General features: G+C 45.7%; 12 protein-coding genes. 8 read left to right on the top strand and 4 right to left on the bottom strand.

Annotated elements, in window-relative coordinates:
- Nucleotides 1-156 precede the first annotated feature (156 nt).
- The 3 genes from amoC to amoB all read left to right on the top strand — a co-directional run bounded on the left by amoC (nt 157) and on the right by amoB (nt 3,105).
- Nucleotides 157-909 carry a bacterial ammonia monooxygenase, subunit AmoC gene (gene amoC / locus WJM45_RS02595; RefSeq protein WP_341327444.1) on the top strand — a complete coding sequence of 251 codons (753 nt, stop codon included), beginning with the start codon at nt 157-159 and terminating at the stop codon, nt 907-909.
- 114 nt (nt 910-1,023) lie between these two features.
- Nucleotides 1,024-1,767 carry a bacterial ammonia monooxygenase, subunit AmoA gene (gene amoA, locus WJM45_RS02600; RefSeq protein ID WP_341327445.1) on the top strand — a complete coding sequence of 248 codons (744 nt, stop codon included), beginning with the start codon at nt 1,024-1,026 and terminating at the stop codon, nt 1,765-1,767.
- A 93-nt stretch (nt 1,768-1,860) separates the two neighbouring features.
- Complete coding sequence (amoB, locus tag WJM45_RS02605) at nt 1,861-3,105, top strand: bacterial ammonia monooxygenase, subunit AmoB (protein ID WP_341327446.1); 1,245 nt, start codon at nt 1,861-1,863, stop codon at nt 3,103-3,105.
- A 964-nt stretch (nt 3,106-4,069) separates the two neighbouring features.
- On the opposite strand, the gene WJM45_RS02610 is transcribed toward amoB, so the two are convergent.
- The 3 genes from WJM45_RS02610 to WJM45_RS02620 all read right to left on the bottom strand — a co-directional run bounded on the left by WJM45_RS02610 (nt 4,070) and on the right by WJM45_RS02620 (nt 7,514).
- On the bottom strand, nt 4,070-4,324 hold the full coding sequence (locus WJM45_RS02610) for a hypothetical protein (protein WP_341327447.1): 255 nt from the start codon (nt 4,322-4,324) through the stop codon (nt 4,070-4,072).
- Between the two features lie 963 nt (nt 4,325-5,287).
- Complete coding sequence (locus WJM45_RS02615) at nt 5,288-7,237, bottom strand: DCC1-like thiol-disulfide oxidoreductase family protein (RefSeq protein WP_341327448.1); 1,950 nt, start codon at nt 7,235-7,237, stop codon at nt 5,288-5,290.
- Nucleotides 7,238-7,382: 145 nt separating this feature from the next.
- Nucleotides 7,383-7,514 carry a hypothetical protein gene (locus WJM45_RS02620; RefSeq protein WP_017841996.1) on the bottom strand — a complete coding sequence of 44 codons (132 nt, stop codon included), beginning with the start codon at nt 7,512-7,514 and terminating at the stop codon, nt 7,383-7,385.
- A 211-nt stretch (nt 7,515-7,725) separates the two neighbouring features.
- On the opposite strand from WJM45_RS02620, the gene WJM45_RS02625 reads away from it, so the two are divergent.
- Both WJM45_RS02625 and WJM45_RS02630 read left to right on the top strand, forming a co-directional pair.
- Nucleotides 7,726-8,115 carry a hypothetical protein gene (locus tag WJM45_RS02625; protein ID WP_341327449.1) on the top strand — a complete coding sequence of 130 codons (390 nt, stop codon included), beginning with the start codon at nt 7,726-7,728 and terminating at the stop codon, nt 8,113-8,115.
- 23 nt (nt 8,116-8,138) lie between these two features.
- On the top strand, nt 8,139-8,564 hold the full coding sequence (locus WJM45_RS02630) for a hypothetical protein (RefSeq protein ID WP_341327450.1): 426 nt from the start codon (nt 8,139-8,141) through the stop codon (nt 8,562-8,564).
- Between the two features lie 53 nt (nt 8,565-8,617).
- On the opposite strand, the gene WJM45_RS02635 is transcribed toward WJM45_RS02630, so the two are convergent.
- The gene (locus WJM45_RS02635) at nt 8,618-8,806 is read right to left on the bottom strand and encodes a DUF2970 domain-containing protein (protein ID WP_341327451.1); all 189 of its coding nucleotides are present in this window, start codon (nt 8,804-8,806) and stop codon (nt 8,618-8,620) included.
- Nucleotides 8,807-8,911: 105 nt separating this feature from the next.
- Here WJM45_RS02635 and metH point away from each other — a divergent pair, with 105 nt between their 5' ends.
- The 3 genes from metH to WJM45_RS02650 all read left to right on the top strand — a co-directional run bounded on the left by metH (nt 8,912) and on the right by WJM45_RS02650 (nt 13,526).
- The gene (gene metH, locus WJM45_RS02640; RefSeq protein WP_341327452.1) at nt 8,912-12,583 is read left to right on the top strand and encodes a methionine synthase; all 3,672 of its coding nucleotides are present in this window, start codon (nt 8,912-8,914) and stop codon (nt 12,581-12,583) included.
- A 13-nt stretch (nt 12,584-12,596) separates the two neighbouring features.
- Entirely contained in the window at nt 12,597-13,091 is a 495-nt protein-coding gene (locus tag WJM45_RS02645) for a TIGR00645 family protein (protein WP_341328905.1), read from the top strand.
- Nucleotides 13,092-13,259: 168 nt separating this feature from the next.
- The gene (locus WJM45_RS02650; protein WP_341327453.1) at nt 13,260-13,526 is read left to right on the top strand and encodes a glutaredoxin family protein; all 267 of its coding nucleotides are present in this window, start codon (nt 13,260-13,262) and stop codon (nt 13,524-13,526) included.
- The last annotated feature ends 178 nt before the right edge of the window (nt 13,527-13,704 follow it).

A 13,704-nucleotide genomic window follows, 5' to 3' on the forward strand; every position in this document is an offset into this window, starting at 1 on the left:
AGCGTACTAGATTGGTCATAAATTTTGTTGACAAGCCTTTTCGAAATGATAAACTGAGCAGCACCAAATTGGACTGGTAGAGCTTGAATAAAGCGTTAAAGGGATGTTCTAAAGCAACCGCCCTTCGGGGTTTTATAAATTTTTTAGGAGGTAGAAATGGCTGCTACAACTGAGTCAGTTAAAGCTGATGCTGCAGAAGCACCACTTTTGAACAAAAAAAATATGATTGCCGGTGCATCTCTGTACTGTGTTTTCTATGCTTGGGTTCGTTGGTATGAAGGCGTTTATGGTTGGTCCGCCGGCCTGGATTCGTTCGCGCCTGAATTCGAAACTTACTGGATGAACTTCCTGTACATCGAAATGGTGTTGGAAGTATTGACAGCTTCTGTATTGTGGGGTTACCTTTGGAAAACTCGCGATCGTAAAGTGATGTCAATCACTCCGCGTGAAGAGTTGAGAAGACATTTTACTCACTGGACATGGTTGATGATGTACGGTATCGCGATCTACTTCGGTGCTAGCTACTTCACAGAACAAGACGGTACATGGCATCAAACGATCGTTCGTGATACTGACTTCACTCCAAGTCACATCATCGAGTTCTACTTGAGCTACCCAATCTACATCATCACTGGTGGTGCTTCTTTCTTGTATGCTAAAACAAGACTTCCAACTTACCAACAAGGTTTGTCTCTGCAATACCTGGTTGTTGTTGTAGGTCCGTTCATGATCCTGCCTAACGTTGGTTTGAACGAGTGGGGTCATACTTTCTGGTTTATGGAAGAATTGTTTGTTGCTCCTCTGCACTATGGCTTCGTCTTCTTCGGATGGTCTGCCTTGGGTGTATTGGGTGTAATCAACATCGAGCTGGGCGCATTGTCCAAGCTGCTGAAAAAAGACCTGGCTTAATCGCTTAAGTCTTGAAAAAAACTATCTCCTGGTCGCTTCTTCTTTACCGAAGAAGCGATTCAGAAAATAGTAAAAAATAAATAATAATTTTTAAATCCTTTAGGAGGTAAGCTAATGAGCGCATCTCAATCAGCTGTTCGTTCACGCGCAGAAGCTGTCAAAGTTTCTCGTGCGATCGACTACATGATTCTCTTTACGGCGTTTTTTGTTGTTCTCGGTGGTTATCATATCCACTATATGTTGACCGGCGGTGACTGGGATTTCTGGACTGATTGGAAAGATAGACGTCTATGGGTAACTGTGGCGCCAATCGTTTCAATTACTTTCCCTGCCGCTGTTCAAGCTGTACTTTGGTGGCGCTATCGCATCGCTTGGGGTGCAACTTTGTGTGTCTTGGGTCTGTTGCTCGGTGAGTGGATCAACAGATACTTCAACTTCTGGGGATGGACATACTTCCCGGTTAACTTCGTTTTCCCATCTAACCTGATGCCAGGTGCTATCGTATTAGACGTCATCCTGATGCTTTCCAACAGCATGACTCTGACTGCGGTTGTTGGTGGTTTAGCTTGGGGCTTGTTGTTCTATCCAGGTAACTGGCCAATCATTGCTCCATTACATGTTCCTGTTGAATACAACGGCATGATGATGACTCTGGCTGACCTGCAAGGTTACCACTATGTTAGAACCGGTACTCCTGAGTACATTCGTATGGTTGAAAAAGGTACACTGAGAACATTCGGTAAAGACGTTGCTCCAGTATCAGCGTTCTTCTCTGGTTTCGTAAGTATCTTGATTTACTTCTTGTGGCACTTCTTCGGAAGCTGGTTCGGAAGTGAAAAATTTGTACAAGGTTCTTGATACAAACTTAATAATCAAAAAACCGCGGTATATTCATTTTGGATTTACCGGATGCTTATAAAACTATTAATTCTCTGTAATAGAGGAGGATATATGAAAATAATAAAAGACAAAGTTGCTAAATTGTCCTTTGTCGCACTGCTGGTATCAGTAACAGCAGCGATGTTTTACACTCCGACAGCATCTGCTCATGGTGAGAAATCACAGGCGGCATTCATGCGTATGCGGACTATTCACTGGTTCGACTTGAACTGGTCTAAAGACCAAGTTTCTGTCAATGATACTATGTCAATTTCTGGTAAATTCCACGTTTTCGCGGGATGGCCGGAAACTGTCGATAAACCAGAAGTTGCTTTCTTGAACATCGGTATTCCTGGTCCTGTATTTATTCGTGCAGGTTCTTGGATCGGTGGTCAGTTGGTTCCACGTTCGGTAACGTTGGAATTGGGCGAAACTTATGAATTTAAAGTTTTGTTGAAAGCGCGTCGTCCAGGTGACTGGCACGTTCACACTATGATGAACGTTGAAGGCGGTGGTCCAATCATTGGTCCTGGTAAATGGGTAACTATTACTGGTAGCATGGGTGATTTCAGAAATCCAATCACTACATTGACTGGTGAAACCATTGACCTGGAAACATATGCACTGGACGGTGTCTATGGATGGCACTTGTTCTGGTACGCTTTGGGTGTGGCTTGGATGTTATACTGGTGTCGCAAGCCTGTATTCATTCCACGCAGAATAGCTGTTGACGCTGGTAAAGCCGATTCTTTGATCACTCCAACTGATAAAAAAGTTGGTATGGCTTTCGCTGCCGGTACTATGGCTATCGTTGCTATCTCAATGGGTCAAGCCAACGAGAAATATCCTGTTACGACTCCATTGCAAGCAGGTTTGATGCGCGGTATTAAATCTTTGGAACTTCCACAACCTACAGTTTCTGTAAAAGTTGTTGATGCTTCTTACCGTGTTCCAGGTCGTGCAATGCAAATGACTTTGGAAATCACTAACAACGGTGATTCTGCAGTTCGTTTGGCTGAGTTCAACACAGCTTCTGTTCGTTTCTTGGATGCTGATGTATATGAAGACGACACTAACTATCCAGATGATTTGTTAGCTGAAGAAGGTTTGTCTGTTAGCGATAACAGCCCACTTGCTCCAGGCGAAACAAGAACTGTTGACGTTACTGCTTCTGACGCAGCATGGGAAGTTTACCGTTTAGCTGACTTGATCTACGATCCAGACAGCCGTTTCGCGGGTCTGTTGTTCTTCATCGACGAAGACGGCAACCGTCAAATGACAATGGTAGATGCTCCATTGATCCCAACATTCATCTAATGAATAGCTTGGTCTAGTTATATAGACTAAGTAGGGTTAAGAGCCTCCGTGTTGAAAAACGCGGGGGCTTTTTTATGCCTGTTGTTATCGTATTGGGTGGCTGTTTTTAGGTTTGATCATGAATGCAGGAAGTGGGGCTCTAGCAGTTGGCGGTTTAGGCGGCAATGAGTCTGATACTGGGGAACAAAAATTCTCCTGTATTTGCTGTATTCTGACGCTTTTATCACTCAGGGATGTCGATGGGTGGCTAGCGGGGTAAATAAGTCCATGTAGGATCTATGCCGGCTGAGGGGCCGAGTACCCATACGCATCAAGCTAAAAACGCCCCCGATCTTTCTTGTTTGCTATTGAAGCGCGTAGCCCGGATGGAGCGTAGCGAAATACGGGAATGGCGTGGCTCCGAACTTCCCGGATTGCGCTACGCTCCATCCGGGCTACGCTGTTCAGGATCGCCGGAAGAGGTCCGTTGCGATTTAGTTGCGAGGATCTTTGCTTAGCTTGATGCGTATGGGCCGAACACCCCGAGGCCTCCTCCGGCACTGCCGAAAGTTGAAGTGCGAAAGGTATAAATTGACTAAGCCTTCTAAGAAAAGAGAGTAACTATTTGCGAGTATAAGCCTAAAACGAAAGGTTGAGCGCCTCAAGTTGCGGTTCGTCCTGGGGTGGTCGAAAGGACTGAGGTTTAACCAAGCTTATGAAAGTGTTGTGATCCCTTCATGCTTAGGCTTTTTAGCGTGGCACAAACGGTCTGCAACGCATGCCGGGGGGGGGGCTCTTTTTAGGGTTAACCTAGGAGTGTGCATGAGACGGTTATGCAGTCGACAGGTTTTTTGGGTATGTTTTCATCGTTATACCCGTCTTAGATCAAAATTCGGCGTCTGGGTGCCCGCCAACGGACGCCGTGAAGGCTCTATGCCAGCTCCATGCCAGCGTTAGGGGAGGGGGTGAGCACATTGGCGCCAACTTAAGTAACGTTCATGAAGGCCCGGCAATCGCCAGGCAAATGAAAGTGCAAACTGTGGTGGATGCGGTCACTCGCCCGATAGGACGCCGTGAACCCAGCACCTAAATCATCCAAGATAGTTAACCATAGCCAATGGACTATGGAATTTAGGTGCTGGGTGAATACGTCCATGTAGGCTCGGCGGCGGCTATCCCTGCCGCCGACGCCTGTCGGTCGAGCAACCGCACCCTCCTCGGAACCGGTGTTGTTTTTCATAAAGCGGCAAATGCGCCATAGAATGAGCGTTAAGTTGGCGCTTATGGGGGTGAGCACTCATAAGCCTCCTCTGGCCCTGTCGAAGTTTGAAGTGAGAAAGGTATATATTGCGGTAGGCTTTGTGCGAATAGTTATAAAGTCGTGTGTTTTTATGCGGTGTGAATACGAACAAAAGTCGTAGTGTTAGTTGTCTGTCTTATGTGGCACTATAGGATCTATTGTCACAAGCAGAGGTTAAGAAATAGCTGTGTGGGGAATGCAAAAAGAAGAGCGGAAAATATAAGCTAGAAAAAGAAGTTTGATGATTAATCGAGGAGGCTGGAAAAAAATAAATTTTCAGCGAAAAAAGGAACTGATTGATGGGGAATAACGCGCAGGTAATAAAAGAGGTGGATTGGGTTGTTAATATGAACCCGGCTTATTAGAAATTAAGCCGGGTTCATAAATTCAAAACTTACAACCTAATAGTTGTATTTTCAACTTTTTGTTTGGAGCTATCGGGATCGTCCAGGCAGCCTGTTAAGCCAACAATCATTAATGCCATAGCTAAAAGTGATAAAACTTTTTTCATACTATCCTCCAAAAGAATTTATTTTTATATTAATAAAATTACAGTACTAAATGCTTAGCACGGTATTTTTATATCATGGCAAAAAATTCTATGCAACATTTAAATTAAAATGAGCGTAGAAGTTATAAATGAAATGGAGTCGAAGATTGTTAAAAAAATAGACTAGTATGTTATTAAGTGGTTGTTATAAAAAAATAAAAAATTGCTAATTGTGCCGATTGTTGATTAAGCAATGGGTACGGCTATGGAATTTAGGTGCTGGGTGAATACGTCCATGTAGATCCCTCCGCCTAGCGTTGGGTGAGGGATCGAGCAATCTAACTCATCCTTGGGTGCTGCCTAAATTTGAAGTTCGAAAGGTATGGTTCAATCGTAAGGGCAAGGGCTTGTCGTTATTCGGGTGTTGAGGTGGGCCAATAACTTGATTGAGTAGAGATATTATCCAGCAATGTTTGGTTTAAATTGCTATGAAATTGCTGCTGTTTCCACTGGACTGCGCCTAGGTTTGACCATTCTCCGCTGAGGTTTTTATTGAGCAAATCATAAACCCAGTAGGACGGCGCTGAATTTTTCTTAATCTTGATCGTGAACAGGGCGTTATCAAGGTCTAGATGGAGTCTATGTGCCCAGTATGCAGTAATTTTCATGATCAGTTTGTTAAGTCTAGTGGCGTCAATATTCGGTGTGACAGCGATATTGGCCCACATTGAGTGAACGCGTCCCCAGTGAGGGGCTAATATCCGTCCTTCTTGGTTGATGAACGGCAGCCAGGCTTCATCTCCGTTATCGTTGGTGTAGGTGATTGCGAGTAACGTGTCGTACCCCTCAAAATGGTCGTGCAAATAAAGAGCATGGGGTGTTATGCCGATGAATGAGTGGGATAGTAATAAAATGGAATTGCTGGCTTGAGTCATTGCAAGCATTAAGGGGTTGCTGCGTGTGTCGACATTAAGCCGGTATAGTAGTCCGTAGTGAATGGAGCTATTGATTTGTAGTATGCAAATGATTAAGAAGGCTTTGGTCAGTGTTTTTAAGTTTCTTCGTGACTGAGGGTTATTGGTCCCAAAAAAACGGCCATAAAAGCTGTTTAATTTGAATTGGGTTGTGTTTGGAATCGTGCAGTCTTGATTGCATGTTATGCGCTGTCTGTTATCGGCTATGTTGCGATAAATAGCTTTGGCTAGATGATGAATGCCGGGGGTGCGGAGTAGCCAGCCAATTAAAAATGGATAGCGCATTTTCATTAGAATCTGGATGTAGGTGTTGATGCCGTTATAAACCTTACCGTTTTCGTCGACCGAATAAAGATCGGTCAGCAAGGTATCCAATGGCAGGGTAGATAGTGCGGGTTGTTTATTCGAATAAGTTTGAGCGTCCTTAAATTCAATGCATTTAAAAATATCGAAATGATTGACCGTTAATGCAGTGCGATTGCATAAAGGGCAGTCTTTGTCGTAGTAGACCAGTAATAAAGGCTGAGCGGGTCTAAGGGCTTTGGCTAAGCGGCGCCACCATGAAAAAGGAACCAGTAAGCTGTAAAAAATGAGCATGCCAAGGCCAAACGGATAAATATTTAGAGAAATCGTTATGCCAAGGTGTAAGCCAATGCCAATGAATAAGTAGAAGGGGCGTAAGTAGCGGTTTGAGAAAAAGAATATAAAGCTAAATTGGAACACAATAATGATATAGCCAATCGTCTTTTGTAATATTTCCTGATTAAGGAGCCAGGACATATTGATCGCGGATACATAATATGGCTGTGTGGAGGGAAGCCAGGCTCCTAGGCCGTTTCGCCAGTGTTCGGCAAATAATTTATGAATCGCCGAGTCGAAATAAAGAAAGCCTAGGCAGATAAAGACGGGAAGCTGGTAGCTCAGGCATGAAACAGTAGGTTTCGGGTGTTGAGAGTAATGGCGAAAGGGTGTGCTGAGTTTTAGTCTTAATTGGTCGAGCGCAAAGGCTTTGTCGGTCGGCATGAAGAGCAAAAAAAATCCTGATCCAGTCATGAATGCATCAAATCCGCCGTCAAAGTCTCGCTGCATGGGGGTGAACTGTACAAAGATAATCCAAAAAAGGTAGCTTACAATTAATGCGTTTTGGCATTGGTAGCCAACGATTATGAATAAAGCAGAAACCGCCCAGAGACAAAGAAAAAAAGGAATGAGCGGGAACTCAACGTCAATGTAAGGAATTGGGTCGAAAATTAGATGATGGAAATATAATAAGAAGCAGATTTCTTGAAATAATACGATGCCGTAGAGCAGTCGAAATAAGCCGATGCCGGTAGCTGGTGCGGGTTTGTTGTGCAGTTGGTGAAGCTTGTTGAAAATAAAATGATACATTTACTAGAGCATTATGCTGAATAAATGTATAAATTATAAGGTATTTAGCTTGGAGGTGGGTAGAAAAAACAAAGGCCGCCTCTAATACTTATCAGGATTAGCAGGGGCGGCCTTGTGATCTTTTTAAAACTAACGGGGCGTTAGTTTATTTGTCTTCGTCGTTAGGCTCAGCAAAAACCCATTTTACTAAGAAGTAGCCGGCTGCGATAACGACAATCGCACCGATCATGCCAGCTGGTTCTTTTAACATTTCAGTCAAATCTAAGATCGCACCCATGAGTGTCCTACCTGTGTTTTTATATTTTAGAAAATGCTATAGACATAGCAAATGAGCCATCAATGATACTTTAGACACAGCTAATGTCAAGTTTAATGTTGAAATTTTAAAGCGATGCGCAATTAAGTTAGGGGGAATGTAAAACTAGAGTAGCAGTAGGTGTGTGTTATAATCCGAAGGACCTATAAAATCAAAGTAAAAAGGTGGGAAGATGAATATAAAAAAGAGCATACATGCAATATGGCCCGCTGTTTTATTGGCTTTTGCAGCGAATGCGGAAGTCTTATTAAAAGATCAGTCTGAAATTCTGGGGAAATGGAATCTCTATGCGGAAGCCGCCAAATTGGAGGGGGAGAAAAAAGATCTGAGTATCGAATGGGACTTTAAAAGTGACGGGGTATTGAACACAAAGTCGATTGATAACTATGGGCGGACCAAGACATTTGAAGTGGCATTAAAATATTCTGTCGAAGACGGCATGATTAGAAAGCAATCGACTCCCGGACGTGAAAAATACGAATCCTGCAAAGTTATTGAAAAATCGGATTCGGATATGATTTTGAAATGTACCTATCTCTTTTTCTTTTTGACTAAAAAATAATAACTAAAACAGGAGGGTGTGTAATGATTGGTGGTATTGTTATGATTCTGGTGGCCGTTTGGGTCTACCAGTCGGCTTCGCGAGCTAAAGTAGAAAAAATTCTTTTTTGGGTGGTTTTATGCTCTGTCGTTTTTTTAGCGGTTCAATTTACGGCGGTTTATTTCAATGTGTATTTACTCGAGACATTTAAAGACGGTGGCTTCGAAGGCGGCTATGAGCGGGATTTGGCTTCCATCGGCGACCGAAAAACTAAAGGTGGAATATTTCAAGGGTTTACCGGAACCCTGTTGTCCATTGTGTTTGAATTGATGCCGCCGCTTCTGGGTGTCTTAGCCGTTGCCTTTATTAGAACTAAGTTTATGCTCAAAGAGGCATTGACAGTTTCTAATTTATTTAGCGGAATGAAAGAGTTATTCGTCTCGATTAAGAATAGTTTCAAACCGGAATAATATCTCGTTTTACCAGGCAAAAAGCCCAAGTCCTGCTTGGGCTTTTTTGTTGATCAGCCAGTAATTTTTGCAACAAGCGATACCAAAAGAGCGACAAAAAGAACAGTAAAAATAATGCCGACAATGATGTAAGTGGACAAGTTGCCGTGTTCGAAATCCCTTTGCCTATTTTTGTTGCTTTGTATGCCGACTGCGGCGGCGAAAACGCTTTTAATTACATTGAGTATCGTCGGTTTCGACATAATCATCTCCCTAAAAATCCGTTAAGCATAATGCGGCTCGACAGCTTGTCAAGCCAAGCTTTATCCGGGTGTTATGCCCTTATTTAACTTCTAGCATGTAAGTACATGAATAAATTAGAAAACTTTAAAAAAAGACTGTCCCAAAGTATCCTGTTTTTAGATGGCGCTATGGGCACGATGATTCAAAGCTACAAATTGGAAGAAAAAGATTATCGGGGCAAGCGTTTTTCGGATTGGACTGTCGATCTAAAAGGTAACAATGATCTGCTGTCTTTGACTCAGCCGGATATTATTAAAGCGATTCATTGCGCTTATCTTGAGGTCGGCTGCGATATTATCGAGACGAATACCTTTAACGCGACGCAAATTGCGATGGCCGATTATCAAATGGAATCATTGGCCTATGAAATTAATTTGGAATCGGCGCGGATAGCTAGACAAGTTGCTGATGAATATAGTCAAAAAACACCTGAAAAGCCGCGCTTTGTTGCCGGTATTTTAGGACCGACAAACCGGACGGCATCGATGTCGCCCGATGTCAACGACCCCGGTTTTCGTAACATCGATTTCGATACCTTGGTCGATGCTTATACCGAAGCGATACGCGGCTTAATCGACGGCGGTGTCGATATTCTTTTGATCGAAACGGTATTCGATACGCTCAATGCCAAGGCGGCTATTTTCGCGGTCGATCAATATTTCGAGGCGATCGGTTATAAGTTGCCGGTCATGATTTCCGGCACGATTACCGATGCTTCGGGCAGAACGCTGTCGGGCCAAACCGTCGCGGCGTTTTGGAACTCGCTCAGTCATATCGAGCCGATTTCGTTCGGCTTCAACTGTGCCTTGGGTGCCAAAGAGCTTAGACAACATATCGAGGAATTATCATCGATCGCCGACACGCATGTGTCGGCTCATCCGAATGCCGGTTTGCCGAACGAGTTCGGCGAATATGATGAATCTCCGGAAGACATGGCCTTGGAGTTAGCCGATTGGGCCGCGAACGGTTATTTGAACATCATCGGTGGCTGCTGCGGCACGTCGCCCGAGCATATCAAGGCGATCGTCGAGGCGGTCAAGCAATACCCGCCGAGAGTCGTTCCCGTCATTGAACGACAATGCCGCCTGGCCGGTCTTGAGCCGATGAATATCGGGCCGGACTCGTTGTTCGTCAATGTCGGCGAACGGACCAACGTGACCGGCTCGGCGAAATTTAAGCGCTTGATCGTCGAAGGCGATTTTGAAACCGCATTGGAAATTGCCAAGGATCAGGTCGAAAACGGCGCGCAAATCATCGACATCAACATGGACGAAGGCATGTTGGAGTCGAAAGAAGCAATGGTGCGTTTTCTAAGCCTGATCGCTGCCGAACCGGATATCGCCAAGGTGCCGGTCATGCTCGATTCGTCGAAGTGGGACATTCTCGAAGCCGGCTTGAAATGCATTCAAGGCAAGGGCGTCGTTAATTCGATCTCGTTGAAGGAAGGCGAAGAAGCCTTCATACAGCATGCCAAGTTGATACGGCGCTACGGCGCGGCCGCGATCGTGATGGCGTTCGACGAACAGGGCCAGGCCGATACGCGCGATCGAAAAATCGAAATTTGCAGCCGCGCCTATCGCATTTTGACCGAGCAATTGAATTTTCCGGCCGAGGATATTATTTTCGACCCGAACATCTTCGCGATCGCAACCGGTATCGACGAGCACAATAACTACGGCATGGATTTCATCGAAGCAACCCGCGAGATTAAGCGGACCTTGCCGCATGCCCTGGTATCGGGCGGCGTGTCGAACGTGTCCTTTTCGTTCCGGGGCAACAACCCGGTCCGGGAGGCAATACATGCGGTATTTTTATTTCATGCGATCAAGGCCGGCATGGACATGGGTATCGTCAATGCCGGGCAATTGGCGATCTATGAAGACATTCCGCTGGAATTGCGCGATGCGGTTGAGGATGTCGTGCTCAATCGCAACGATCACGCGACCGAACGTTTGCTGGAGTTGGCCGAAAAATATCGCGGCGATGGCAGCACGGCAGCCAAACCTGAAGAGCTGGAATGGCGAAGTTGGCCGGTTACTAAAAGGCTCGAGCATGCCCTGGTTAAAGGTATCGCCGATTTCATCGACGAAGATACCGAGCAGGCCCGGCAAGAAGCCGAAAAACCGTTGCATGTGATCGAAGGCGCGTTGATGGACGGTATGAACGTAGTCGGTGATTTGTTCGGGGCCGGCAAAATGTTCTTGCCGCAAGTCGTTAAGTCGGCGCGGGTCATGAAAAAAGCGGTCGCGTATTTGATGCCGTTCATGGAAGCCGAGCAAAACGGAGAAATGCAGAGCAACGGCAAAATATTGATGGCCACCGTCAAGGGCGACGTGCATGACATCGGCAAAAACATCGTCGGCGTGGTGCTGCAATGCAATAACTTTCAAGTCATCGACTTGGGTGTGATGGTGCCGGCCGAAAAAATCTTGCAGACCGCGCGCGATGAAAACGTCGATATCATCGGGCTGAGCGGATTGATCACGCCATCCCTCGATGAAATGGTGCACATGGCCAAGGAAATGGAGCGTCAAGGCTTCGATATTCCGTTGATGATCGGCGGCGCAACGACTTCAAGAGCCCATACTGCGGTCAAGATCGAGCCTAACTATCACGGTCCGGTTGTTTACGTCGCCGATGCCTCCAGAAGCGTCGGTGTGGCCAGTCATTTGGTCAGCGACGACTCCAAGGAAGCATTTACCCAAAAAATCAAGGAAGAATACAAGGAAGTTCGGGAAAGGCATCAGGGGCGTAAAGCCAAGACCAAGCAGCATAGCATTGAGCAGGCGAGGCGTAATAAATTCAATTGGACCGATTACGAGCCGGTCAAGCCCACCTTTTTAGGTACTAAAGTCATTGATCGCTTTCCTCTCGATACGTTGGTTTGGTATATCGATTGGACGCCGTTCTTCCATACCTGGGAATTGGCCGGTAAATATCCCGATATTTTCGAAGACCGAGTCATCGGCGAAGAAGCTAGAAAACTGTTCGACGACGCGCAAGTGATGTTAAAAAAAATCATCAACGAAGAGTGGCTTCAGGCTCGTGCCGTTATCGGGTTCTACCCGGCCAACAGCGACGGCGACGATATCATTTTATATAAAGACGATTCTCGCCTTGAAAAGCGAGAAATTTTGCATCATTTGCGTCAGCAAAGTGTCAAGGCGCCGGGGCGGCCGAATTATTGTTTGTCCGATTTCATCGCGCCTATCGACAGCGGCAAGACAGATTATCTAGGTGGTTTTGCGGTAACGACCGGCATTGGCATCGAAGCTAAGCTCGAAGAATTCGAAAAAGACCATGACGATTACAGCTCGATCATGCTCAAGGCCTTGGCGGACCGATTGGCCGAAGCCTTTGCCGAGTATATGCATGAAGCGGTCAGGAAGGATTTTTGGGGTTATGCAAAAGACGAACAATGGCGTAACGAGGAGCTGATAGCCGAGTCTTATCAAGGCATAAGGCCGGCTCCGGGGTACCCGGCTTGCCCGGATCATACCGAAAAGAGCAAATTGTTCGAGTTGCTCAATGTGACTGCGACGACCGGAATAGAGTTGACCGAGAGTTACGCGATGTATCCGGCCTCGGCGGTCAGCGGCTGGTATTTTTCGCATCCTGAAGCCCAGTATTTCAATGTCGGCAAGATCGATCACGATCAACTCGAAGACTATGCGCGCCGAAAAGGCATCGCGAAGGAAGTGGCTGAGCGGTGGTTGTCCGCGCATTTGCATCACTGAGGATCTTTTTATGATTGAACGCGCGATCGAGCGCATCATGTATGCGAGCCGTTGGATTTTGGCACCGGTGTATCTAGGAATGAGCGTTGCCTTGTTGGCGATATCGGTAAAATTTTTTCAGGAGATCATTCATTTTGTTCCTCATATCCTTGAGATCGATGAAGCGAACTTGACCTTGAAGTTATTGACCTTGATCGACCTAACGCTGGTCGGTAGTTTGATTATTATCGTGATGTTCAGCGGCTATGAAAATTTCGTTTCGCAAATGGATATCGGTTTGTCGACCGAAAAACTGGGCTGGCTCGGAACACATGATTACGGTTCTCTAAAAATAAAACTGGCATCGTCGATCGTCGCGATCTCGTCGATTCATTTATTGAAGGTCTTCATGAACATACAGGCGACCGACAACGACAAGATTTTATGGTATGTCGTTGTGCATTTAACTCTGGTGATTTCTGCGCTGTTGATGGGTTTTCTCGATAAAATAAGCAAGCATCATGACTAAGGAATATGTGCAAAATATCGTCTATAAGTAGTAGGTTTTGCGGCGGTTCAGTGACTCGCTTGACAGGGCGCCGTGAATACGTACATGTAGGCTTGACGGCGGCTCCCTGCCGCCGACACCTGTCAATCGAGTCACTGAACCCCCTTCAACAATTGTCGAAGTTATTTCATGCTCGTTCCTAAGTTGATGCTGTTCGGCACGCAAGGCTGCCATTTGTGCGAGCAAGCGGAGGAAATGCTGGCTAGTTATCTGACTGATAATAACGATATCGAGATCGAGATCGAGTCGATCGACATTGCCGAATATGAGAAATGGCAGGAACGTTACGCGATACGCATTCCGGTGTTGTTGCATGAGGCGTCCGGTATTGAGCTTTGTTGGCCGTTTGATCAACTCGATGTGGAGAAGCTTGTCGCAATGATTAGCGGAAAGTAGATGATGGTAAGCGGTAAGCGGTAAGCCGTGTATTGCTTGATCCCATACGCGGGGCGGGTATTTATACTCATCGTATATCAAAATTCGGCGCCGGAGTGTCCGTCAAAGGACGCCGTGAATACGTCCCTGTAGGCTCTATGCCAGCTCCATGCTGGTCCCTCACCTAGCGTTAGGTGAG

This window comes from Methylotuvimicrobium sp. KM2 (genome assembly GCF_038051925.1).
Lineage (GTDB): Bacteria > Pseudomonadota > Gammaproteobacteria > Methylococcales > Methylomonadaceae > Methylotuvimicrobium.